We start from the raw sequence: 23651 nt of genomic DNA on the forward strand, positions 1-23651 counted from the left end.
ATGAAGTATCTCGACGAATTCAGCGATCCCGAGCTGGCCCGGCGCCTCTTCGACGACATCCACGCCACCGTCACCCGGCCCTGGGCCCTGATGGAGGTGTGCGGCGGCCAGACCCACTCGATCATCCGCCATGGCATCGACCAACTGCTCCCCGAGGGCCTCGAACTGATCCACGGCCCCGGCTGCCCGGTCTGTGTGACCCCGCTGGAGACCATCGACAAGGCGCTGGAGATCGCCTCCCGACCGGATGTGATCTTCTGTTCCTTCGGCGACATGCTGCGCGTGCCGGGCAGCGGCCGCGATCTGTTCAAGGTCAAGGGCGAGGGCGGGGACGTACGGGTCGTGTACTCCCCGCTCGACGCGCTCAGGATCGCCCAGCGCAATCCGGACCGTCAGGTGGTCTTCTTCGGGATCGGGTTCGAGACCACGGCCCCGCCGAACGCCATGACGGTCTACCAGGCCAAGAAGCTCGGCATCGCGAACTTCAGCCTGCTGGTCTCGCACGTACGCGTGCCCCCGGCGATCGACGCCATCATGAACTCGCCCGACTGCCGCGTGCAGGCGTTTCTCGCGGCGGGGCACGTCTGCACGGTGATGGGGCTCGGCGAGTACCCCGAACTCGCCGAGCGGCACCGCGTCCCCATCGTCGTCACCGGCTTCGAACCGCTGGACATCCTGGAGGGCATCCGGCGCGCCGTACGGCAGTTGGAGTCCGGCGAGCACACCGTCGAGAACGCCTATCCGCGCGCGGTCCAGGCGGCGGGGAGCCCGGCCGCGCAGGCCATGCTGGCCGATGTCTTCGAGGTCACCGACCGGGCCTGGCGCGGTATCGGCATGATCCCGGCCAGCGGCTGGCGGCTGTCGTCCGCGTACCGGGAGTACGACGCGGAGCACCGCTTCTCGGTGACGGGGATCCGTACGGAGGAGTCCGCGGAGTGCCGCAGCGGTGAGGTGCTCCAGGGGCTGATCAAACCGCACGAGTGCGAGGCGTTCGGTACGACCTGTACCCCGCGCAATCCGCTCGGCGCCACGATGGTGTCGAGCGAGGGCGCCTGCGCCGCGTACTACCTGTACCGCAGGCTGGCGGCACCGGGCGCGGCGGGCACCGCCGGTACGCGTGAAGAGGTGACTTCCCTTGGCTGAGACGACCGGGGTCCGGGTGAGCGAGGCGGACGCCGTCCTGCCCGAAGCGCCGCCCGCCACCGCCGACTTCTCCGGCTGGACCTGTCCCGCCCCGCTCCGTGACCACAAGAAGGTCGTGATGGGACACGGCGGCGGCGGACAGCTCTCCGCCGAACTCGTCGAGCATCTCTTCGCGCCGGCGTTCGGCGGTGATGTCCTCGGGGAGCTGGGCGACTCCGCGACCGTCACCCTCGGCGGGGCGCGGCTCGCCTTCTCCACCGACTCGTATGTCGTGCGCCCGCTGTTCTTCCCGGGCGGCAGCATCGGCGACCTCGCGGTGAACGGGACGGTCAACGACCTGGCCATGATGGGCGCGACGCCCGCCTATCTGTCCTGCGGGTTCATCCTGGAGGAGGGCATCGAACTCGCCACGGTCGGCCGGGTGGCCGAGGCGCTCGGAGCCGCCGCCAAGGCCGCGGGGGTCGTCGTCGCCACGGGTGACACCAAGGTCGTGGACGCCGGGCACGGCGACGGCATCTTCATCAACACGGCGGGCATCGGGCTGATCCCCGACGGGATCGACATCCGTCCGCGCCGCGCCGCGCCCGGCGATGTCGTGATCGTCAGCGGTCCGCTCGGTGAGCACGGTGTGGCGATCATGAGTGTCCGGGAGGGCCTGGAGTTCGGGGTGGAGATCGTGAGCGACACGGCGCCGCTCGCCTCCCTCGTCCAGGCCATGCTGAACGTCTGCCGCGATGTGCATGTGCTGCGGGATCCGACCCGTGGCGGGCTCGCGACCTCGCTGGGCGAGATCGCGTCGGCGGCGGGGGTGGGCGTCATCCTGCGGGAACGGGCGCTTCCGGTGCCGGAGTCCGTCGCCAACGCGTGTGCCTTCCTGGGCCTCGATCCGCTGTATGTCGCCAATGAGGGCAAGCTCGTGGCGTTCGTACCGCCGGAGCACGCCGACGAGGTGCTGGCGGCGATGCGGGCGCATCCCCGGGGCCGTGGGGCGGTGGCGATCGGTACGTGTACGACGGACCACCCCGGCATGGTCGTGGCGCACACCGGTCTGGGCGGCACCCGGGTGGTGGACATGCCGCTGGGGGAGCAACTGCCCCGTATCTGCTGACACGGGCCACGGCCCGGACACGACGGGACAGGACCCGGGGCCCGGTGGACCGCGGACGCCGGTGGCGACGGCCGCGGCCCGTCCGGGAGGCGGCTACCGCCCCGCGGGGAGCGTTCCGGTGCGTGTCAGCTCCGCGTACCAGCGCGCGCTGGACTTGAGGACCCGGCGCCGGGTCGCGTAGTCCACGTACACCATGCCGAAGCGCTTGCTGTAGCCGTACCCCCACTCGAAGTTGTCGAGCAGCGACCACAGGAAGTAGCCGCGGATGTCCGCCCCCGATCCGAGGGCGCGGTGCACGGCCGCCAGATGCCCGCGCAGGTAGGCGATGCGTTCCGGGTCGCGTACCTCGCCCTCGGGGCTCATGTAGTCGTCGAAGGCCGCGCCGTTCTCGGTGATCATCACCGGCAGGTCCGGGTGGTCCGCGCGCACCCGCATCAGCAGCTCGTAGAGACCGTCCGGGTCGATCGTCCAGCCCATGGCCGTCCTGTCGCCCGGTGTCCGGTGGAAGGCGACCCCGTCCGCGCCCGGCCAGGGGCTGTGGTCGCTCGCGCCGTGTCCGTCGGAGCCATGGACGGGCGGTCCCGCGTGGTGCGAGACCAGGGTCGGTGAGTAGTAGTTGACGCCGAGGAAGTCGAGCGGCTGGTGGATGAGCGCGGTGTCACCGTCCCGGACGAACGACCAGTCGGTGATCCCCGCGGTGTCGGCCAGGACATCGGCCGGATAGGCCCCGGACAGCATGGGGCCGGTGAAGATCCGGTTGGCCGCGCCGTCGATACGGCGGACGGCGTCCGCGTCGGCCGCGCTCTGCGTCAACGGCCGTACGTGGTGCAGATTGAGCGTGACCGACACCTGCGCGGTGGTGGGCAGCCGCTCGCGCAGCGCCTGGACGGCGAGGCCGTGGCCGAGGTTGAGATGGTGCGCGGCCCGCAGGGAGTCCGCGGGGTCGGTACGGCCGGGGGCGTGGACGCCCGAGCCGTACCCGAGAAAGGCGCTGCACCACGGCTCGTTGAGGGTGGTCCAGGTCGTCACCCGGTCGCCCAGGGCGTCGGCGACGATCCCCGCGTACTCGGCGAAGCGGTGGGCCGTGTCGCGCTCGGGCCAGCCGCCGGCGTCCTCCAGCTCCTGCGGCAGATCCCAGTGGTAGAGCGTGACGACCGGCTGGATCCCCTTCTCCAGCAGGCCGTCGGCCAGCCGCCGGTAGAAGTCGAGCCCCTGGTGCGACACGGGCCCGGTGCCGGTGGGCCGGACCCGCGGCCAGGACACCGAGAAGCGGTACGCGCCCACACCAAGGCCGGACATGATCTCGATGTCCTCGCGCCAGCGGTGGTAGTGGTCGGTGGCGATATCGCCGGTGTCGCCGTTGCGTACCCTGCCCGGGGTGTGGGAGTACACGTCCCAGATGGAGGGCGTACGGCCGTCCTCCGCGACGGCTCCCTCGATCTGGTACGCGGCGGTCGCGGTGCCCCAGAGGAAACCGGGCGGAAAGGTCAGAGGGGCCGCGGGGGCCGGGGCGGGCCCGGAGTCAAGTGCTGAGGTGGCCACGAAGGGTCCTTCCGCAGAGATCGAACGGTGTGCGTGGAGCGGGTGTATGCAGTCGATGAGCGCCGGCAGGTGCCGGGTCAGCCCTTGACGGCGCCCTGCATGATGCCGCCGACGATCTGGCGGCCGAAGACGAGGAACATCGCCAGCAGCGGGAGCGTGCCGAGCAGCGCGCCCGCCATGATCACCGACTGGTCGCGGACATAGCCGGCGCTGAGCTGGGTGAGGGCCACCGGGACCGTGGGGTTCGTCATGTCCAGCGCGATGAAGGGCCAGAAGAAGTCGTTCCAGGCATGGACGAACGTGATCATGAACAGCACGGCCATCGGGGGCCGGGCGATCGGCAGGACGATGCTCCAGAAGATCCGCAGCGAGTGCGCACCGTCCAGCCGTCCCGCCTCGATGAGTTCGTCCGGCAGCGCCTCCTTCAGATACTGGCGCATGAAGAACACCCCGACCGCGCTGACCAGCGTCGGAAAGATGACCGAGGGCAGTGACTGTCCCCAGCCGAGGTCGGCCATCATCATGAACAGCGGGACGACTCCGAGCTGCGGCGGCACCAGCATCGTGCCGATCACCAGCATCAGCAGGAGGTTGCGGCCCCTGAAGCGGAGCTTGGCGAAGGCGAAGCCGGCGAGGGTGGCGAAGAAGACGGTGGAGAGCGCGATCACCCCCGCCACGATCAGGCTGTTGACCATCGCCCGGCCCATCGCGGCGTCCCGCCACGCCGTGCCGAGGTTCGTGAGCAGGTTCGGGCCGGGCAGGAACGGCGGCGGGGTCTGGGAGACCCGGGTGTTGTCGGTGGAGGCCGCCACCATCGTCCAGTAGAGGGGGAAGAGGGAGACCAGCGCGGCGAAGCCGAGGAGGAGATAGGCGAGGGGTCCCGCGTGGTGCTGACGTCCGGCGCCCCGCCGCAGTACGCGGCCGAACCGGCGCCGGACGGGCGGTGGATGGGGAGTCCGGTCGCGGACGTCCGCCGCCCGTACCTGTGCGATATCGGTGGTCATGGGGCCTGCTGCTCCCTGGTCAGGACGTACGGGGTGTACGGGGCGTACGCGACGTGACGCGCGCGAGGACCCGCTGGAGGACGAAGACGAGGAGGAGGATGAGGAACATGGCCCAGGCGATCGCGGAGGCCCGCCCCATCTGGTAGTTCTTCCAGCCCTCTTCGTAGAGCAGCAGACCGAGCGTCTGGTACTGGTTGTCTGCGCCGCCGCTGATGCCGTTGGGGCCCTGACCGAAGATCAGCGGTTCGCCGAAGAGCTGGGTCGCGCCGATGGTGGAGAGCACGATGGTGAAGATGATCGTGGCACTGATGCCCGGGACGGTCACGGTGCGGAACTGCTGCCAGCGGGAGGCTCCGTCGATGGCCGCGGCCTCGTAGAGATCTCTCGGTATCGCCTGCATGGCGGCCAGATAGAGCAGCGCGTTGTAGCCGGTCCAGCGCCAGATCACGATGGTGGAGATGGCGAGCTGGGCGGGCCACTTCTGGCTCTCCCAGTCGAGGCCGTCGATACCGAAGAGGCCGAGCCCCCAGTTGATCATGCCGAAGTCACGCTCGAACAGCATCGTGAAGACGAGCGCGGCGGCGCCGATGGAGGTCGCGTACGGGGTCAGCACGGCGACCCGGAAGAACGTGGAGCCGCGGAGCCGGTAGTTGAGCAGATGGGCGAGGCCGAGGGCCATCAGCAGCTGCGGGACGGTGGAGATGACGCCGAGGGTGAAGGTGTTGGTCAGCGCGTTCCAGAACCGGTCGTCCGCCAGGAGCTCCGTGAAGTTGGCGAGGCCCCGCCACTCCTGGGTGTCCATCGAGGACAGCTCGACGCGGTGCAGCGAGATCCAGAAGGTGTAGAGCAGCGGATAGAGACCGAAGGCGGCGAAGATCAGGAAGAACGGGGCGATGAAGGCGTACGGCACCGTCCCGAGGTCCAGGCGGTGCAGGAGAGTGCGTCGCGCCTGATGGGACGGCTCCCCGCCGGCGCCCTTTCCGGGCGGACGGGCCGGCGCGGGCTGCGGCTGCCCGCCCGTGGGGGCAGCCGGGGTGGAGGTGGCCACGCGGGCTTCCTTCCGTGAAGTGATTCAGTGGGACGGCGCGGGGGTGGGACGGCGCGGGGTGGGACAGCGAGGCGGTGGGACGGCGCGGGTGAGGACGACCAGGCGGTGCGACGGCGCGGCGGGAACGGTGCCGGCCCGGACGGTGAGCCGGAGGACGGTGCCGGGCGGACCGCACGGCCGGGGACGCCCCGGCCGGCGGACCGCGCGGCCGGGGCGGCGTGCCACCGGCCGCGCGGCCGGGCCGCGACGGATCAGCGCGTCAGCTTCTCGATGCGCTCGTCCGTGGTCTTCCACGCCTCGTCCGCGCTCTTGCCCTGCGACTCGATCATCTGGAGGCCCGCCGAGAAGGTGTCCTTGATCGTGCCGTCCTTGCGACCGAGGATCTGCTCATCCGGGATCTCCTTCGCCGCGTCGCCGAAGATCTGGCCGATCGGCGCGTCGCTGAAGTACGCGGAGGTGCCGTTGGCGACCTCCGGCAGGTCGAGCGCCGTCTTCGAGGACGGGAAGTTGCCCAGCTTCTCGAAGATGTACGCCTGCTGCTCGGGCGCGCTCAGCCAGGCGACCAGCTTCTTCGCTTCCTCCTTGACCGGGCTCTTGTCCATCACGCCGAGGAACGAGCCGCCCCAGTTGGCGCCCTTGGGGGCCTTGGCGACATCCCACTTGCCCTTGTTCGCGGGACCGGCCTTCTCACTGATGTGGGCGAGCATCCAGGCGGGGCAGACCGTGGTGGCGAAGGTGCTGTTGGCCAGCCCCGGGTCCCAACCGGGCTGGAACTGGCGCAGCTTGGCGGTGAGTCCGGACTTCGCGGCGTCCGACGCGAGTGCCCAGGCGTCCGTGACCACGGGGTTGTCCTGGTAGATGAGCGTGCCGTCCTTGTCGTAGAACTGCTTCTCGCCCCCGTAGATCATCGCGTTGAACAGACCGGTCGAGCTGTCCATGAAGGAGACGTCGCCGTCCTTGGAGCGCTGCTTGAAGTCGCGGCCGGTCTCCACGTACTTCGACCAGTCCCCCTCCCACAGCTTGGCCACCTCCGCGCGGTCGGTGGGCAGTCCGGCCTGCTCGAACAGGTCCTTGCGGTAGCACACCGCCATCGGTCCGATGTCCGTGCCCAGGCCGAGCAGTTTGCCGTCCTTGGTGGTGACCTGGTTCGACTTCCAGGGCAGGAAGTGATCGAGACCGGCCGTCCCGGACAGATCGGCGAACTTGTCCGCCTGGGTGTCGACCAGTTCCTTGGCCCGGCCTATCTCTATGCCCTGGATGTCCTTCAGCCCGCTGCCGGCGGCGAGGTGCGTCTGAAGGGCGGTGTAGTACGTCTGCTCGTCACCGGTCACATCGGCCTCGATGAGGATGTCCGGGTTCTCCTTCATGTAACGGTCCAGGAGATCGGTCTCCTTGAACCCCATGACCCCGAACAGGCCCAGGCTGATGACGGTCTTGCCGTCCTTGGTGCGTGCCTCGCCCGAGTCGCCGCCGCCTCCGCAGCCGGCGACGAGAACGAGGGACAGGGCAGCCGCCGTAACGGATGCGAGAGTGGAACCGAAGCGCTTACGGGCAGTGCCCATGTGCTTCCTCCTAGCAGCGGCGCTCAGGCACGCGCCTGCCGCGGCTCACGGTCGAGTGGGATCGAAACCCGTCCCGGGAGAAAACTGGGAGCGCTCCCAACGGGTTGTGGAAGACTCTCCGTATAGAGACCCGGCTCTGTCAAGAGTCGAAGTCGGTTCCGTTGCCGGAATGTGTCCCGGCGCGGGCCCCGCGCCATCGGCGGACCGGCGACCCCGCACAATCTCCTGGTGAGCGCCGTGGCGCCGCACGGGAGCACAGTTGAGGAGACGTGATGAGCAGCCGCAAACGGCCAGGCCAGAGGCCAACTCTTGAAGCCGTCGCCCGGTTGGCGGGCGTGGGCCGGGGGACGGTCTCACGCGTGGTCAACGGCTCCCCGGGCGTGAGCGCGAAGGCGCGCGCCGCCGTCGAGGCGGCCATCGCGGAGCTGAAGTACGTACCGAACCCCGCCGCCCGCAGCCTGGTCACCAGCCGCACCGACAGCATCGCGCTGGTGATCCCCGAGTCGGAGAGCCGGCTGGCGGCGGAACCGTACTTCTCGGCGGTCATCCGCGGGGTGAGCACCGAACTCGCCGACACCGAGATGCAGTTGCTGCTGATCCTGGTACGGAATCAGCGCGAACTCGACCGGCTGACCCGGTTCGTGGAGGCGCAGCGGGTGGACGGGGTGCTGCTGGTCTCGGTGCACCGCGACGATCCGCTGCCGGCGTTCCTGGAGAAGATGCAGATACCGACGGTCCTCGCGGGCCGGCGCTCACCCGGCGAGCCGCTGAGCCATGTCCACTCCGACAACCTCGGCGGGGCGGCGCAGGCGGTACGTCATCTGCTCGGCCAGGGGCGCCGGGCCGTCGCCACGATCACCGGGCCGCTCGACATGGACGTCGGCCAGAGCCGGCTTCAGGGGTGGCGGGACGCGCATCTCGAAGCGGGCGGGCGGCCGGCGGACGAATCGCTGGCCGTGTCGGGCGACTTCACCGAGGAGGGCGGCCGGGCCGCGATGCGTGAACTTCTCGAACGGCGCCCGGACCTGGACGCCGTCTTCGCCGCGTCCGATGTGATGGCGGCGGGCGCGCTGACGGAGCTGCGGGAGCGGGGACGGCGTGTCCCGGCGGACGTCGCGGTCATCGGCTTCGACGACTCGATCATCGCGCGACACACCGTCCCGCCCCTGACCAGTGTCAATCAGCTGAGCGAGGACCTCGGACGGGCCATCACGCGGCTGCTTCTCGACGAGATCGACGACCCGTCCCGGCCGCGCCGCCAGCTCACGCTGCCGACCACCCTCGTCCACCGGCTCACGACCTGAGCGGCCGGCGGGCCGTGCCGACGACCCGCGCGCCCCAGCGGTGCGAACCCGCGCCGGGCGACGGGGACATGGGGCGGCGGGGCCGGCCGGTGAGGGCGGAGCGGGTCCCCGCGGCGGAGGAGTCCGCTCACGCGGTCGCCGCGAACGCGTCGACTCCGGTCAGCTCGGCCGAGAGCCGCCACAGGCGCTTCGCCTGATCGGGGTCGGTCGCGTAGCCGCGTACGCCACCGGGCACCGAGGCGTCGTCCGAGGCGGGCTCGGCGATGTCGCAGTCCTCGCAGTACACCCCGCCCGCGCCCGCCAGCCGGGGCGAGGTCGCCGCCCACACCTGGGTGGCCGCGCCCTGCTCCACCGTCTTGAACACGGGGTTCACCGCGTTGCCCGCCTCGTCGATCCAGCCGGCGGCGACCATCTCCTCCTTGGCGAGGTGGCGCTGCAACGGGGTGAGAATGCCGCCGGGGTGCACCGAGAACGCCCGTACGCCGGAGTCGCGGCCGAGCGCGTCGAGCTCCACGGCGAACAGCGCGTTGGCGGTCTTCGCCTGGCCGTAGGCCTGCCACTTGTCGTAGTCCCGCGCGAACCACAGGTCGTCCCAGCGGATGGGCGAGAGGCGATGGCCGGACGAGGAGAGGGAGACGACCCGCGCCCCGCCGGGCGCGATCGCCGGCCAGAGCCTGTTCACGAGCGCGAAGTGACCGAGGTGGTTGGTCGCGAACTGCGCCTCCCAGCCGGGGCCGACCCGGGTCTCCGGGCAGGCCATGACCGCCGCGTTGTTGATGACGAGGTCGATGGTGCGGCCCGAGGCGAGGAAGCGCTCGGCGAACCGGCGGACGCTGTCGAGATCGGCGAGGTCGAGTTCGTCGACCTCGACGCCGTCGATGCCGTCGAGCGCCTTCTCGGCGGTCTCGCGCCGCCGGGCGGGTACCACGACCTTCGCGCCTGCGCCGGTGAGGGCGCGGGTGGTCTCCAGGCCGAGGCCGGAGTATCCGCCGGTGACGACCGCGAGTTGGCCGCCGAGGTCGATGCCGTGCAGCACATCCTGTGTGGTGCTGCGGGCTCCGAATCCGGATCCGATCGTGTGCTGTGGGGTTGTCATGGCCGAAAGGCTACGAATTGGAGCGCACTCGAAGTCAAGCGCACCGGACGGGCCTCGTAAGGTTCACCCCCGTGACGGGTTTGTCCGGGAAGTCGGCGATGCCGGGACGGCATGGCCGACCCTGGGTGTACTCCACACGGTGTCAATTCGCCGAGTTGCTGAGCGAGAGTCGAATCCATCTGCGGACGACGACGCGCGAACCGCCCACGATCGGGTCAGCGATACGTGTACGGGCCGGGTCAGCTGCTAGGCAGGGACGTTCGTGTCCGTTCCGTAGCTCTGGAGTCACCCATGCCCATCGATGCCGTTCTCGCCCAGGAGCAGGACTCGCCCGTGGTCCCTCCGGTGATCCCGGAGCAGCCGGCCGAGGAGGGCGGGCCGGACGGCCCGGTCGAGGAGCGTGACCTGACGTTCGACGGCTTCCGCTACACGTGCAGGATCGTCGACCACGGCACCGCGCTGACCGAGCCCGTTCTCGTACTGGGCGGCTCCTCCCAGGACCGCAACTCCTGGGTGCGGCACGAGAAGTGGCTCGCCCCGCTGGGGCAGCTGATCACCGTGGACCTGCCCGGGTACGGCACGGCCGACTTCCTGCCCGCGCACTACGGCGTCGACTTCCTTGCCGCGACCGTCCGGCATCTGCTCGGCGAACTCGACGTACCGCGTATCAACCTGGTCGCCGCCTGTTACGGAGGCGCTGTCGGTCTGCGCTTCGCCCAGCACTACCCGGGGATGCTCGCCCGGCTGCTGCTGGTCGGGATGACCACCCGGATCCCGGCGGACTACGCGGCGGCGATGGAGCGCTGGTCCGTCATGATCGACCGCGGTGAGACGGAGACCATCGCGCGTGAGCTGGCCGACCGCTTCATGTCGCCGCCCGGCACGGGCCGGGTACGCAAGCACGCCGCCGTGTCCCGGCTGGTGTACCAGCAGATCGCCGGGCAGGACCCCGAGCAGCTGAAGAAGTCCGCCGAGCACAACACCCGGCTGATGCGGCACGAGTGGTACCGGCCGGAACCGGTACCGGCCGTGCCGAGCCTGGTGGTGACCGGTGAGCACGACACGCTGTGCACGCCCGCGATGGGACGCGATGTGGCCGCGCAGCTCCCCGAGGCACGCTTCCTGACGATCGACGAGACCGACCATCTGGCCCCGGTGGAGCGGATCGCGGACTTCGCCGATCTGGTGGCGCGGTTCTGCACCGACCGGCCGCTGGACGAACTGCCGTACGCCAGCAGGCCGGAGACGCTGGGCACGGCCGTCGGGGCCGCGGGCCTCGGTGAGGGCGCCGCGCCCTGAGCCCGAAGCCGCCGGCCCCGGGAAGGGGCCGACGGCCGCGTGGACCCGGCGCAGGGGTCCGGAGTCAGGGGTCAGGGGTCAGGGGTCAGGGGTCAGGGGTCCGGCCGGAGCCTCGCCCGCGCTCAGTGGAGCGACGGCTCTCCGGCGCGCGCGGGACGGCCGAAGCGGACCGGGACGCCCGGTGAGTAGAGCACGCTCACGGGGTCACCGGCCGGCGCGCGCAGACCGGCGGCGGCCAGCAGATCCTCGCTCCGTCCGGTCAGCTCCGCACGGTGCAACGGCCAGCGCGGATGTGTGTTCGGCAAATACACCGGGCGGCCGAGGAGAGTGCTGTGCATCCCCCACCGTGCGGTCAGGAAGTGCTCCAGCGCGCTGGGCTCCGCGATCCTCTCCCCGATCCGCAGAGCGATCCGGCTGTGCGCGCCCCGGGGACCCGGCAGCCGGCGTCGGCTGGTGTACGTGACGGTGTCGCCGGTGCGGTCGACGCTCATACGGGACCACACGTACGGCAGCCGGAAGACCGCGCGGCCGACCGCCACCGGGATGAGGCGCGAGGCGTCCAGCGAGCGGAAGACGACGCCCCGGCGCCCCTGGGCGTCCACCGAGTAGAGCCGGACATTGGTCTCGGGAAAGGTACCGAGATACGGGATGCCGGGGAGCCGGAGCCAGCCGACGCGGTGCATCCGGAAGGCCACCAGCCCGACATAGGTCGCGCCGTCGCCTCCGTCCGGGAGGTCGGGTGCCGTGCCCGGTGGCAGCAGCGGCGCCACGTCCGCCGGATCGACCGCCCAGTGCAGAAAGGCCAGATCCAGCCAGGACTGGGTGAGCAGCGGCCTCGGCTCGTCCCTGGGCGGGGCGGCCGTGATCGGTTCCGGAGCCCTCGGTGTGTGCGGCACTCCGCAAGCATCGCAGACCCTCGTGCCCCGGCCGCCCACGGGCAACGCCCCTGGCGGCGACGGCGTGGGCACCCCGGAGCCGGGCCGCCGGACAACGCGCGGGCGGGCCGCTCGACGCGGCCCGCCCGGAACGTATGGACGCCGGCGCTCAGACTCCCTGGCCGCTGCCTCCGGAGCCGGTGCCCGCCGCCGCCTTGATCCCCTTGGTGATCTCGTCCATCACGGACAGCTTCGGCGCCTTGTCGTTGATGTCGAATCCGGAGCGTACGAGGACCATCAGCTCCGGTGACGTCGGCGAGGAGAAGGCGAGCGACTGCACATAGCCGTCGTCCCCCTTGCTCGTGACGACCTTCCACCGCACCAGATAGCCCTTCTGTCCGGCGACGGTGACCTCTTCCGACTTCAGCTGCTCGTGCGAGGAGATCTCCCCGTAGATCGTGCCGCCGTAGGATTCCTCGGCGTTGGTCTTGATGTCCTTCTCGGCCGCCGCCTTGGCCGTGGTGGCGTCGACCTTCAGGGCGGCCGCGGGAGCGGAGAACACCCCGCCCCGCACACAGCTCTGCGAGGTGTCCCCGGGGCACTCGTACTTTCCGGTCGTCACCCCGGCACCGATGGTCCCGGATTCACCGGTCCAGCCGTCCGGTACCGGAATGCTGATCCCGCTGGCCGCGTCGGTGGCGTAGCCGTCCTCCGTCTGCGGCTGCGGCTGGGGCGCGCCGCTCTCGCCGCCGGGGCCGCCACCGGGGCCGCCGCCTCGCGGGCCGTCGGGCCCCGGGCCCTGCTGGCCGGGCAGCGAGGGGGCGGCGGAAGGGCTGGAGCCCGCCGGGCCCGCCGCGTTGTCGCCGCCACCGTCACGCCCGAGCAGATAGAAGCCCCCCGCGATGGCCACCGCGACGACCACGGCGATGGCGCCGATCGCGATCCGCCGCCCGCGCCGTGCGCCGGGCGGCGGCGTCGCGGGGTACGGCGGTGCCGGGTACGGCGATGCGGGGTAGGACGCGGCGGGGTGGGGCGGGGCGGCCGGGGGCGTCGTGGGAGGAGGAGTCGCGGAAGTCGCGGGCGAGGGCGCCGCGGTGGGCGGATCCCACCCGGCGGCCGGGGCGGCGCGGACTTCGTCGGTCCACACGGAACCGTCCCACCAGCGTTCCTGGCGTGGTCCTTCACCTGAGTGCCCCGGGTCGGGATGCCAGCCGGGCGGAGTTGTGTACGTCACGGCTCTCACCTTAAGCACATTGTCTGAAAAGCTTGTGAGAGGGCCATGAGAATCCCCCGTCGCGGGCCCGGATCCTACCGCCCTACGCTTCTACCGGACCCGCCCCCGGACTCGTCCCAGGACCCGGACCCGTCCTCGGACCCGTCCCCTGGCCCGGCACGATCCCTCGAACGACGCCCAGGGACACCAGATCCTGGGGGCGCAACCGGAGCTGGTCGGCCGTCACCCGGGCCTCCTCCGGGGCGCGTTTGAGGATCGCCGCCGCCAGTTCCGGCGCGATGACGGAGAAGTAACTGTCCGGTGTGGCCCAGGTGTTGTCCGGCGCCGACAGTGCCAGCGCCCCGCCCGAGCCGCCCTCGCCGATCAGCAGCGTGGTGACGGGGACCGTGGCGGTGGCCATGGCGGCGAACAGGTCCGCGATGGCACTGCCCGCTCCCGCGCGCTCCGCCTCCGCGTCATTGGCCGCGCCGGGGGTGTCCACCAGGGTCAGTACGGGGATGCCCAGCCGGCCGGCCAGCCGTACCAGCCGGGCGGCGGTGCGATAGCCGGCCGGGAGCGTGGCGGTGCCGCACTGCGCCGCGTACGCGATCGTACGGCCCTCGCGGCGGCCGAAACCGCACAGCATCCCGGGGTCGGTACCACCACAGCGGTCTCCGGTGATCTCCTCGCGGTGTGTGAAGTAGGCGTCCAAGTACGCGGCGGCCCTGGGCCGTTGCGGGACCCGGGCCTGGAGAACGGCCTCCCAGCCGGTGGCCGGGAGCCCGGCGCGGCCCCGTCCCTCCGGCGGCGGGGCGGCGGACGGCACGGCGTCCCGTACGCCTCCCGCGAGCAGGGTCAGCCAGCGGCCGAGGGTGGCACGCAGTTCGTCGCGGCTCACCACCGCGTCGATATGGCCCGCGGCGAGTTGCGCCTCCGCCGTGTAGGCGTACGGATCGGCGTCCGCCGGGCGTACGCGCGAGCCCGCGAAGCCGATCTGGGCGCCCGGCAGCGCCAGGATGACATCGGCGCCCGCCCCGAGCGTGGCCCAGCCACCGCCGGTCGTCGGGTCACGCACCACCGCAAGCTGGGGCAGCCCCGCCGCCCGCGTCAGGGCGGACTGCCGTGCCACCCGCTGGAGTTGGAGCAGCGCGCGCATCCCCTCCTGCATCCGGCTGCCGCCGGTCGCGATGAGCGAGACCACCGGCAGCCGCCGCTCGCGCGCCTGGGTGTACGCGGCTTCGAGCAGATCACCGGTGCGCTCACCCAGGGAGCCGCCGAGGAAGCCGAACTCGAAGGAGATCAGCACCACTTCGGCCGAACCGATCCGTGCGGTGCCGCAGACGACGGACTCCGTCTCCCCCGTACGTTCCCCGGCGCGGGCGCGCGAGGCGTCGTACCCTTCCCAGCCCAGTGGCCCGTCCGGTGCGGACACGCCCTCCGGCGCGGACACGCCCTCCCGCGCGGGCAGTTCGGTGAAGGCGCCCTCGTCGACGACGCCGGCGATCGCCTCGCGCGCGTTCGCCCGCTCAGCCATGGAGCGCGCGCTTCATGATCTTGCCCATGTCATTGCGGGGCAGGGCGTCCAGATAGCGCACGGTGCGCGGCCGTTTGTGCGCGGCGAGCTGCGCCGCCACATGGTCCGCCAACTCCTCCGCGGACGGCGGGGCTTCGGCGCGGGCCGGGACGATCCAGGCGACGATCCGCTCACCGAGGTCCGCGTCCGGCTCGCCCGTCACCGCGGCTTCCCGTACCCCGGGATGCTCCAGCAGTACGTTCTCGATCTCCCCCGCGCCGATCTTGTACCCACCGCTCTTGATCAGGTCGGTGGCCTTGCGGCCGACGATACGGACATAGCCGTCGGGGTCCCGGATCGCCATGTCCCCGGTACGGAACCAGCCCTGGGTGAAGGCGGCTTCGGTGGCGTCGGGCCGGTTCAGATACTCCGTGAAGAGGTTCGGACCGCGTACCTGGATCTCGCCGACCGTCTCGCCGTCGTATGCCTCGATCGCGGCGCCCGACTCGTCGACGAGCCGCAGTTCGACACCCCCCAGCGGTACCCCGACGGTCCCCGCGCGCGGCTCGCCGTCCGCCCGCACACTGGTGTTCATCAGGGTCTCCGTCATTCCGTACCGCTCGATGACGCGGCGGCCGGTCGCCGCCGCGATCCGTTCGTGATCGTGCACGGGCAGCGCGGCGGAGCCCGACACCAGCAGCCGCGCTCCGGCCAGCGCCTTCGCGAGCGCCGGATCGCCGGAGAGCGCCTCGGCGATGCGGTGGTACATCGTGGGTACGCCGAAGAGCATCGTGGCGCCCGAGGACAGTTCGCGGGTGACGCCCTCGGTGTCGAACCTGCCCAGATGACGGACGGATCCGCCGCGCCGCAACGGGCCGAGGATGCCGAGGATCAGCCCATGGACATGGAAGAGCGGCAGCGCGTGGACGAGGACATCGTCGGCGGTCCACTGCCAGGCGTCCTCCAGCGCGTCCAGGGTCGCGGCGATGGCGCGGCGAGGAACGACAGCGCCCTTGGGCGGCCCGGTGGTACCGGAGGTGTACACGATCAGGGCGGGCGCTTCCGGGGAGAGCTCGGGGAAGGCGTCGGGCCGCGGGTGTTCGGTGGCCGCGTCGTCCGGGCCGCCGGCTCCGGCGTCCACACGTGGCAGCCCGGCCAGCGCGGACGGAAGGGTGACGTCCGGTTCCGCGATGACCAGAGTGGGGGCGCTGTCCGCGACGATGTGCGCCAACTCGCGTTCGCCGCTCCTGGGGTTGACGGGGACGACGGGGACCCCGGCCAGCAGCGCGGCCACCACCCCCACGGCCGTGCCGAGCGTCGGGGTGGCCCAGACCGCGATCCGCCGTTCACCGGCGATACGGGCGGCCAGGGCACCGGCCGCGTCCGCCAGTTCGGCGTGGGTGAGGGCACGGTCGCCGAACCGGAGTGCGGGACGTTCCGAACGCGCGGCGAGGGCCGGGAAGAGAGGGGACACGCGTCGTTCTCCTTGCTGTTGACGAGTCTGGCCGGTCTGCGCGGTCATAGCAGTCCCGGGCGTCACCCGAAGCCTGGCACCACCAGTACCAGCCAGACCGCGGCGGGTACCACCGCCACCACGGTCCCTCCGTACACCATGAGCTGCCGGAAGAATCGGTCACGGTCCACATCGGGCGCGGCGGCCAGCACCAGCGCGCCATTGGTGGAGAACGGGCTGACGTCGACGACCGTCGCCGAGATCGCGAGCGCCGTGATCATGCCGATCGCCCCGATCTCCCCCTGGGCGAGGAACGGCACGGCGAGCGGGATGAGCGCGCCCATGATGCCGACGGACGAGGCGAAGGCGGAGACGATCGCGCCGATGTAGCAGAGCAGTACGGCGGCGAGGAGCGGGATCCCGATGTCCCCGACGGCATGACCGGCGTAGTCGATGGTGCCCATCTCCTCCATGACACCGACATAGGTGAGGACACCGCAGATGAGCAGCACCGTCGGCCAGGCGATCTCGCCCACGGCCTTGCGGCTGGTGTCCGGCCAGACGGCGCTGAGCAGTACGGCGAGGGTGATGGCGGAGAGCCCGGCGTCGAGATCGAAGCCGAGGACGGCGACGACGAGCGCGACCAGTGCGGCGAGGGTGGCGCCGATGGCGGGGGTAAGCCCGGAACTGCCCCGCTGGTCCTCCGGCTTCTGCTCGTCCTTCTGCTTCTGCTTCTGTCCTTGTCCCTGTCCCGTCTCCGCGGGCTCGCCGCGCCTGCCGGAGAGCTTGAGTCCGCCGCAGAGCACGAAGACGATCCCGGCGATGACGAGATTGGCCACGAGCGAGCCGAGGAAGAGGGTGAGTTCGCTGCCCGGCAGCTTCTCCCGCTCCACGATGCCGTTGACGATCGAACCGTAGATGCTGATGGGCGAGAAACCGCCGCCCTGGGCGCCGTGCACGACCATGGCACCCATCAGCAGCGGGCTGATCCCGTACCGCGCGGCGAAGCTGAGCGCGATCGGCGCCACGATCGCGACGGCCGCCGGGGAGACGGCCCCGATGGCGGTCAGCGCGCCGGTGATCGCGAACATCACCCAGGGGATCAGTGCTATCCGGCCGCGGACCAGGCGTATCGCGGCATGGACCAGCCAGTCGGTGGTGCCGTTGGCGCGGGCGATGGCGAAGAGATAGGTGACGCCGACGAGCACCACGAACAGATCGCCGGGGAAGCCCGCGAAGATGCCGTCGGCGTCAAGGCCGGCGACCAGTCCCCCGACGCCGAAAGCGGCGGCGAAGGCGAGCGCGCCCATATTGATCGAGCGGGTGGTGGCGATCACGAAGACGACCGCGAGTACGAGGATCGAGATCAGTTCGGCGGACATGGCGCGGGCTCCCGTCCCTGGGTCCCTTGAACAGCGGGGAATTGGCCGACTGGCTGACTGGTCGACTGGCCAAGTGGCTGGACCACATTGACGTCCGGCCGCGGCGAGCGTCAAGAGATCTGGCAGGAATTGGCTCAGCCACTTGACCGCCCGGTGTTAGGCTGACGCGCACAGGATCGGGAGATAGTGGGCAGGGATGGGGGGGTCCGGATGTCCGACGCACTGCGGCCGATGGCCCGGCCGCGTTTGTACGAGCAGGTCCTCGACCGACTGCGCAGCTATGTCAGCGAGGGCGCCCTCGGCGCGGGTGACCGGCTGCCCCCCGAGCGGGAGTTGGCCCAGCGGCTGGGGGTGAGCCGCGCCTCCGTCAAGCAGGCGATCGTCGTCCTGGAGGTCCAGGGCCTGGTCGAGGTACGGCACGGCGGCGGCACCTATCTGACCCGGTCCGGCCTCGATCCCGAGCCCGTCGAGCGACTGGTGGAGCGCAAGCGGCGGCTGCCCGATGTGCTGGAGGCGCGTGAGGCGCTCGAGACCAAGCTCGCCGAACTCGCCGCCGAGCGGCGCACCGAACTCGATCTGGCGGCGCTGCACGACGCGCTGCACCAGATGTCCGACGAGATCGAGGCGGGCGGCTACGGAGTGGAGGGCGACCGGCTCTTCCACACCGCGGTGACCGCTGCCGCGCACAGCGGCCTGCTCGCCGAGTTCATGCGCTCCATCACGGAGCAGATCGCCGAGAGCCGCAATGAGTCCCTGCGCCAGCCGGGCCGCCCCAAGCGGTCGTTGGCGCAGCACCGCGCGATCCTCGAAGCGATCGAGACCGGCCGGGGCAAGGCGGCCGCGGCCGCGATGCGGCGCCATGTACAGACCGTGGCCAAGGTGCGCCTGCTGGAGTGGAACCCGGACGAGAGCGCCTGACACCGCCGGACAGGCCCTGCCTCCGGCCCCCGCCGACCGAGAAGAACGGACCACGCTCACACGTGATCACTACCTGGGACCCCGAGGTGACGGGCGTACTACGGCTGCCCTCGGGCCGGCTCGTTCGGGGCCGGGGACTGCGCCGGCCCCTCCCCGCGGGCCCGGCGCCGGCCTTCGGGCTGTATCTGCTGGGCCACGAACCACCGCCCGTCGCCTGGGAGTCCCGCTGGCTCCGCTGGCCCGACTTCCGGCTGCCGTCCGACCGCGCGGCGGCCCCCGACGCGCTGCGCGAGGCATGGGAACGCGCCGGGGCCGAGCGCGTCGAGGTCGCCTGTGGCGGCGGAATCGGCCGGACCGGCACGGCGCTGGCCTGTCTGGCCGTGCTGGACGGCGTGCCCCGGGGCGAGGCGGTCGCCTATGTCCGGGAGCACTACGCCCGCCGCGCCGTCGAGACCCCCTGGCAACGGCGCTTCGTCACCCGCTTCCCGTGAACCGCGCCGGCCGCTCCCCCAAGAGTGGCTGAGTCCCTGTCAGTTCAAGGTGTCGGGGTCCGGGCCGGTGCGCAGACCGCGGTCGAGCGTGGCGATCGCCGCCAGGTCGCCGGCCGAGAGCTCGAAGTCGAACAGGTCGATGTTCTCGCGGATCCGCGAAGGAGTGACCGACTTGGGGATGACGATGTTCCCGAGCTGAAGGTGCCAGCGCAGCACCACCTGGGCGGGTGTCTTCTCGTGCCGCCCCGCGATCTCGGCGAGCGCCTCCTCCTGGAGCAGGGCGCCCTGCGCCAGCGGGCTCCACGCCTCGGTCGCGATGCCGTGCTGGGCATGGAAGTCCCGCAGCTCCTCCTGCTGGAGACCGGGGTGCGACTCGACCTGGTTGACCGCCGGGACGATCTCGGTCTCGTCCAGCAGACGCTGGAGATGGGCGGGCTGGAAGTTGGACACACCGATGGCGCGGGTCCTGCCGTCGGCGAGCAGCTTCTCCATCGCGCGCCAGGTGTCGAGATAGCGGTCGCGCGCCGGAGTGGGCCAGTGGATGAGATACAGATCCACCCGGTCGAGGCCGAGCTTGGCGAGGCTCGCGTCGAACGCGGCGAGCGTCGAGTCGTACCCCTGGTCGTCGTTCCAGAGCTTGGTGGTGATGAACAGCTCGTCGCGGGGCAGGCCCGAGGAGGCGATGGCGCGGCCGACACCGTTCTCGTTGCCGTACACGGCGGCGGTGTCGATGCTGCGGTAGCCCGCCTCCAGCGCGGTGAGGACCGCGCCGGTGGTCTCTTCGTCGCCGACCTGGAAGACACCGAAGCCGAGCTGCGGGATCCTGACACCGTTGTTGAGGACGATGTTGGGGACGGGATTCATGGTGTTCCTTTTCTTCGCGTCGCGCGGGTTCACTAAGCGGGTTCACTGTGAGGGAAAGAGGGGGGCGCACCGGCTTCCAACGTAACGACGTCGGCGGCGCCGCGCGCTGTGGCGGTCCAGGTCCCCCGGGCCGGAAAAGCCGGGGTCAGTGCGGCGCGGCGGCGGTGTCCCGCTCGGGCTGCCGGGGAGCCGCCGCCTCGGTGACCGCGTGCCCGGCGGTGGCGGTACGGCGCTCCAGGGCGCTGGAGACGACCGCTAGGACGAGGGCGGAGCCGGCCAGCGCGGCGCCGGCCCAGTTGGGCGCCGTGTAGCCGAACCCCGCGGCGATGACGATGCCGCCGAGCCAGGCGGCCAGTGCGTTGCCCAGGTTGAACGCGCCGATATTGACCGCGGAGGCCAGGGTGGGCGCGGCGGACGCCTGGTCGAGGACCCGCTTCTGGAGCGGCGGTACGGTCGCGAAGCCCAGGGCGCCGATCAGCGTGAGGGTGACGGCCGCCGCGATCTTGTTGTGTGCGGTGACGGTGAAGAGGGCCAGCACCACGGCGAGCGAGCCGAGGGACACATACAGCAGCGGCATCAGCCGGCGGTCGGCGAACCTGCCGCCGATCAGATTTCCGGCGACCATTCCGAGCCCGAAGAGCACCAGCAGCCAGGTGACGGAGGAGTCGGCGAAGCCGGCGGTCTCGGTCATCATCGGCGTGATGTAGGTGATCGCGGCGAAGACTCCGCCGAAGCCGAGCACGGTCATCGCCATGGCGAGCAGCACCTGGGCGTTGCGGAAGGCGGCGAGCTCGTGGCGTATCCGCACGCCCTCGGGCCGGGGCTGTTCCGGTACGAGCTTCGCGATGCCCGCGAGGCCCAGGACACCGAGTCCGGCGACCACGAGGAAGGTGACCCGCCAGCCGGCGCTCTGGCCGAGGTAGGTGCCGAACGGCACGCCCACGACATTGGCGACGGTCAGCCCGGTGAACATCATGGCGATGGCACCGGCCTTCTTCTCCGGCGCGACCAGACCGGCGGCGACGACGGATCCGATCCCGAAGAAGGCCCCGTGGGCGAGCGAGGCGACGACGCGCCCAGTGAGCATGAGTCCGAAGCTCGGGGCGAGCGCGGAGAGCACATTGCCCAGCACGAACAGCCCCATCAGCACCATCAGCATCCGCTTGCGGGGGATCCGGGTGCCGAGGACGGTCATCACCGGAGCGCCCAGCATGACTCCGAGGGCATAGCCGGTGACCAGCAGTCCGGCGGTGGGGATGGTGACGCCGTAGTCGGCGGCCACCTCGGGGAGAAGCCCCATGATCACGAATTCGGTGGTGCCGATCCCGAATGCCCCGATGGCCAGGGCGAGGAGCGCGAGTGGCATGGGTATGCCCTTCCAGAACGATTGCATGAACGCCTTACAGGCGATAACAATACTTGCAGACGCCGTTTAATTGCAAGCGCCCTATATTGCAAAGGTGCCCTATCCTGGAGTACGGCGGCCTTGCCCGCCGCCCGCCCTCATCTCCCGCAGGAGGAAGCCATGACCGCCACGGACACCGCGCTCACCGGCCTCGCCCAGCGCTGGTGCGCCCTCTCGTTGCTGCACGGCAGGATCGAAGGGCATATCGAGCGCGCTCTGCAGGCCGGCCACGGCCTCAGCGTCCGTGAGTACTCCCTGCTCGACGTCCTCAGCCGTCAGCACGACGGCGAGGGCGGCCACCTCCAGATGAAGCAGGTCGCCGACGCGGTCGTCCTCAGCCAGAGCGCCACCACACGGCTGGTCAGCCGGCTGGAGGACCGCGGACTGCTCGCCCGCTATCTGTGCCCGACCGACCGCCGCGGGATCTACACCAATGTCAGCGAGGCGGGGCTGCGACTGCTCACCGAGGCGCGCCCCACCAATGACGCGGCGCTGCGGGAGGCGCTCGACGAGGCGGCAAAGGTCCCCGAGCTGGCCGCCCTGGTCAGGACCGTGGAATCAGCGGGCTCCGCCGCCTGACGCGCCCCCCACTCACGCGAGAGCCGGACGGAAACCCTTGCCAGGGCTTCCGTCCGGCTCTCTCTTTCACACACAGGCCGTGGCAACCGCGCCAGGCGCGGCGCTGGACCATCCGTACGGCGTCAGCTCTTCTTCGCGGCACCCCGGGCGCCGTAACGGCGCTCGAACCGCTCCACGCGGCCGGCGGTGTCGAACACACGGCCGGTTCCGGTGTAGAAGGGGTGGCTGGCGGAGGAGATCTCCACGTCGATGACGGGGTAGGTGTTGCCGTCCTCCCACTCCACACGCCGCGCCGAGTCCGCGGTCGAGCGCGTCAGGAACGCGGTGCCCGCCGCGCGGTCCCGGAAGACGACCGGACGGGAGACGGGGTGGATACGAGACTTCATAGGAACTCCCTCCTCATGATGGATATCGTTTCCATCAAGCGCTACGTGCACATAACGCGACCGTCTCCCCGGGCATTCCCCGCCATGTCCCGGCCGCCGGAACAGGGGACACTGGGCGTGACGGGCTTCCCGTGGCGCCGAGGAATGCGCTCGCGGCCCGCCGAGTTCTCCCTTCGGCGCGGGCGGGCGTCCGGGCCGACGACCACCGGGGACGGCTCCGGTGGCGCAGTGCGGAGCACAGGAAAGTGGGCGGCACCCATGGGTGAGTTGATCCTGGTACGGCACGGAGAGACCGCCTGGTCCCTGTCCGGGCAGCACACCAGCTACACCGACCTGCCGATGACCGATCGCGGCGAGAGCGAGGCCCGTTCCCTGGCGCCCCTTCTCGGCGACCGCCGCATCGGCCTCACACTCGTCAGCCCGATGGCGCGCGCCCGGCGCACCGCGGAGCTGGCAGGTCTCGACGGACTTCGCGCCACGCCGGATCTGCGCGAGTGGAACTACGGCGGCTACGAGGGGATCACCACGGCGGAGATCCACCGCACACGACCCGGCTGGGATCTGTGGACCGACGGCACCGTCCCCGGCCCCGACGGCCGCCCCGGGGAGAGCCCCGAGGATGTCGGGCACCGCGCCGACCGGGTACTGACCGAGGCCCTGGAAGGGCTGGGCTCGGGTGACGATGTCGCGCTGGTCTCGCACGCGCACTTCCTGCGGGTGCTCACCGCGCGCTATCTCGGACTGGCCCCGGCCTCGGGAGCCCTGTTCCATCTCGCCACCGGGACCGTCTCCCGCCTCGGCACGGAGCACGACCGGCCGGTGATCACCGCATGGAACCTCGCCCTCCCGGAGAGCGTGCTGCGCGCCGCGCGGGAGAGGGAGAACGCGGCCTGACCGGTGAGGTGAGGAGCTGAGCGGGCCTCAGATCTGCCCGAGGTCGGCGGAGAGCCAGTGCTCGGGCCGCATGCGGATCACAGCCTGTTCGCCGTGCTCGGCCCAGGCGACGTCGACATACGCGGCGACCTTGTCCGCCGCGACATAGCGGGACGCCAGCTCATGGAGCGCCTCGCGGGTGGCGGGCTCGGTCGCGGTCACGGAGCCCTCGACCGAGACGTATCTGACGGTCGGCTCGACGCGTTCGACCATCAGGGTGAAGCGGCCCGCCGCCGCGATGAGCCGGCCCTTGCGCGAGTCCCGTCCGGTCATGATCCAGATGTCGTCGCCCGGCCGGTACTGGTACCAGATCGGCACCGTGAGCGGAGCCCGCCCCTCCGCCGCCTCCACCGCGAGCGCGGCGATATGCGGCTCGGCCAGGAACAGCTCGCGCTCTTCTCGGGTCAGTGCCACCGAAACTCCTCCGTCCCTCGGACCGGCCCCGCCGCTTCCGTCACGCGGCGGCCGTCCGGCACGGTCAAGCCCTCCCCCGTTTCCCCGGCGGGGTAACGGCAAGGGCGCCGGTCCGGCGG

General features: G+C 71.1%; 22 protein-coding genes. 8 read left to right on the top strand and 14 right to left on the bottom strand.

Annotated features, from left to right (window positions below):
* Complete coding sequence (hypD, locus tag ACFRKB_RS10755; RefSeq protein WP_383105036.1) at nt 1-1143, top strand: hydrogenase formation protein HypD; 1143 nt, start codon at nt 1-3, stop codon at nt 1141-1143.
* A gap of 118 nt (nt 1144-1261) precedes the next feature.
* On the top strand, nt 1262-2251 hold the full coding sequence (gene hypE / locus ACFRKB_RS10760) for a hydrogenase expression/formation protein HypE (protein ID WP_383105138.1): 990 nt from the start codon (nt 1262-1264) through the stop codon (nt 2249-2251).
* Nucleotides 2252-2344: 93 nt separating this feature from the next.
* On the opposite strand, the gene ACFRKB_RS10765 is transcribed toward hypE, so the two are convergent.
* The 4 genes from ACFRKB_RS10765 to ACFRKB_RS10780 form a co-directional block, all read right to left on the bottom strand.
* Nucleotides 2345-3793 carry a GH1 family beta-glucosidase gene (locus ACFRKB_RS10765; RefSeq protein ID WP_383105038.1) on the bottom strand — a complete coding sequence of 483 codons (1449 nt, stop codon included), beginning with the start codon at nt 3791-3793 and terminating at the stop codon, nt 2345-2347.
* A gap of 77 nt (nt 3794-3870) precedes the next feature.
* Entirely contained in the window at nt 3871-4797 is a 927-nt protein-coding gene (locus ACFRKB_RS10770; protein WP_383105039.1) for a carbohydrate ABC transporter permease, read from the bottom strand.
* Nucleotides 4798-4816: 19 nt separating this feature from the next.
* Nucleotides 4817-5845: a carbohydrate ABC transporter permease gene (locus ACFRKB_RS10775; RefSeq protein WP_383105040.1), complete on the bottom strand. Its 1029-nt coding sequence runs from the start codon at nt 5843-5845 to the stop codon at nt 4817-4819.
* A gap of 251 nt (nt 5846-6096) precedes the next feature.
* The gene (locus ACFRKB_RS10780; RefSeq protein WP_383105042.1) at nt 6097-7407 is read right to left on the bottom strand and encodes an ABC transporter substrate-binding protein; all 1311 of its coding nucleotides are present in this window, start codon (nt 7405-7407) and stop codon (nt 6097-6099) included.
* Between the two features lie 272 nt (nt 7408-7679).
* Here ACFRKB_RS10780 and ACFRKB_RS10785 point away from each other — a divergent pair, with 272 nt between their 5' ends.
* On the top strand, nt 7680-8711 hold the full coding sequence (locus ACFRKB_RS10785; protein ID WP_383105044.1) for a LacI family DNA-binding transcriptional regulator: 1032 nt from the start codon (nt 7680-7682) through the stop codon (nt 8709-8711).
* Between the two features lie 127 nt (nt 8712-8838).
* On the opposite strand, the gene ACFRKB_RS10790 is transcribed toward ACFRKB_RS10785, so the two are convergent.
* On the bottom strand, nt 8839-9807 hold the full coding sequence (locus tag ACFRKB_RS10790; protein WP_383105046.1) for an SDR family NAD(P)-dependent oxidoreductase: 969 nt from the start codon (nt 9805-9807) through the stop codon (nt 8839-8841).
* 291 nt (nt 9808-10098) lie between these two features.
* Between ACFRKB_RS10790 and ACFRKB_RS10795 the strand changes: the two genes are divergently transcribed.
* Nucleotides 10099-11106, top strand: a complete 1008-nt coding sequence (locus ACFRKB_RS10795) for an alpha/beta fold hydrolase (RefSeq protein ID WP_383105047.1) — start codon at nt 10099-10101, stop codon at nt 11104-11106.
* 122 nt (nt 11107-11228) lie between these two features.
* Here ACFRKB_RS10795 and ACFRKB_RS10800 read toward each other — a convergent pair whose 3' ends face one another.
* From ACFRKB_RS10800 to ACFRKB_RS10820, 5 genes are all read right to left on the bottom strand, one after another.
* On the bottom strand, nt 11229-12002 hold the full coding sequence (locus tag ACFRKB_RS10800; RefSeq protein ID WP_383105048.1) for a YqjF family protein: 774 nt from the start codon (nt 12000-12002) through the stop codon (nt 11229-11231).
* Between the two features lie 148 nt (nt 12003-12150).
* Complete coding sequence (locus ACFRKB_RS10805) at nt 12151-13215, bottom strand: DUF2510 domain-containing protein (RefSeq protein ID WP_383105050.1); 1065 nt, start codon at nt 13213-13215, stop codon at nt 12151-12153.
* Between the two features lie 82 nt (nt 13216-13297).
* Nucleotides 13298-14728, bottom strand: coding sequence for a carboxyl transferase domain-containing protein (locus ACFRKB_RS10810; protein ID WP_383105052.1), 1431 nt, complete (start codon nt 14726-14728; stop codon nt 13298-13300).
* The gene (locus ACFRKB_RS10815) at nt 14721-16181 is read right to left on the bottom strand and encodes an acyl-CoA synthetase (RefSeq protein WP_383105053.1); all 1461 of its coding nucleotides are present in this window, start codon (nt 16179-16181) and stop codon (nt 14721-14723) included. The genes ACFRKB_RS10810 and ACFRKB_RS10815 overlap by 8 nt, the downstream gene beginning before the upstream one ends.
* A gap of 62 nt (nt 16182-16243) precedes the next feature.
* On the bottom strand, nt 16244-17542 hold the full coding sequence (locus ACFRKB_RS10820; RefSeq protein ID WP_383105054.1) for an SLC13 family permease: 1299 nt from the start codon (nt 17540-17542) through the stop codon (nt 16244-16246).
* A 210-nt stretch (nt 17543-17752) separates the two neighbouring features.
* Here ACFRKB_RS10820 and ACFRKB_RS10825 point away from each other — a divergent pair, with 210 nt between their 5' ends.
* Together ACFRKB_RS10825 and ACFRKB_RS10830 are read left to right on the top strand one after the other, a co-directional pair.
* The gene (locus ACFRKB_RS10825) at nt 17753-18460 is read left to right on the top strand and encodes a FadR/GntR family transcriptional regulator (RefSeq protein WP_383105056.1); all 708 of its coding nucleotides are present in this window, start codon (nt 17753-17755) and stop codon (nt 18458-18460) included.
* A gap of 62 nt (nt 18461-18522) precedes the next feature.
* The gene (locus ACFRKB_RS10830) at nt 18523-18951 is read left to right on the top strand and encodes a protein-tyrosine phosphatase family protein (protein WP_383105058.1); all 429 of its coding nucleotides are present in this window, start codon (nt 18523-18525) and stop codon (nt 18949-18951) included.
* Between the two features lie 39 nt (nt 18952-18990).
* Here the strand turns inward: ACFRKB_RS10830 and ACFRKB_RS10835 are convergent, their stop codons facing one another.
* A complete protein-coding gene (locus ACFRKB_RS10835) occupies nt 18991-19815 on the bottom strand; it encodes an aldo/keto reductase (protein ID WP_383105059.1) in 825 nt (274 codons plus the stop codon).
* Between the two features lie 145 nt (nt 19816-19960).
* Nucleotides 19961-21181: an MFS transporter gene (locus ACFRKB_RS10840; RefSeq protein WP_383105061.1), complete on the bottom strand. Its 1221-nt coding sequence runs from the start codon at nt 21179-21181 to the stop codon at nt 19961-19963.
* A gap of 159 nt (nt 21182-21340) precedes the next feature.
* Between ACFRKB_RS10840 and ACFRKB_RS10845 the strand changes: the two genes are divergently transcribed.
* Nucleotides 21341-21799: a MarR family winged helix-turn-helix transcriptional regulator gene (locus tag ACFRKB_RS10845; RefSeq protein ID WP_383105063.1), complete on the top strand. Its 459-nt coding sequence runs from the start codon at nt 21341-21343 to the stop codon at nt 21797-21799.
* A gap of 122 nt (nt 21800-21921) precedes the next feature.
* Here the strand turns inward: ACFRKB_RS10845 and ACFRKB_RS10850 are convergent, their stop codons facing one another.
* Complete coding sequence (locus ACFRKB_RS10850; protein ID WP_383105065.1) at nt 21922-22185, bottom strand: type B 50S ribosomal protein L31; 264 nt, start codon at nt 22183-22185, stop codon at nt 21922-21924.
* Between the two features lie 258 nt (nt 22186-22443).
* Here ACFRKB_RS10850 and ACFRKB_RS10855 point away from each other — a divergent pair, with 258 nt between their 5' ends.
* Nucleotides 22444-23079, top strand: a complete 636-nt coding sequence (locus ACFRKB_RS10855) for a histidine phosphatase family protein (protein ID WP_383105066.1) — start codon at nt 22444-22446, stop codon at nt 23077-23079.
* A 27-nt stretch (nt 23080-23106) separates the two neighbouring features.
* Here the strand turns inward: ACFRKB_RS10855 and ACFRKB_RS10860 are convergent, their stop codons facing one another.
* Complete coding sequence (locus ACFRKB_RS10860; protein WP_383105067.1) at nt 23107-23532, bottom strand: pyridoxamine 5'-phosphate oxidase family protein; 426 nt, start codon at nt 23530-23532, stop codon at nt 23107-23109.
* Nucleotides 23533-23651 lie beyond the last annotated feature (119 nt).

The sequence above is a fragment of the Streptomyces scopuliridis genome, from assembly GCF_042790125.1.
Classification (GTDB): domain Bacteria; phylum Actinomycetota; class Actinomycetes; order Streptomycetales; family Streptomycetaceae; genus Streptomyces; species Streptomyces scopuliridis_A.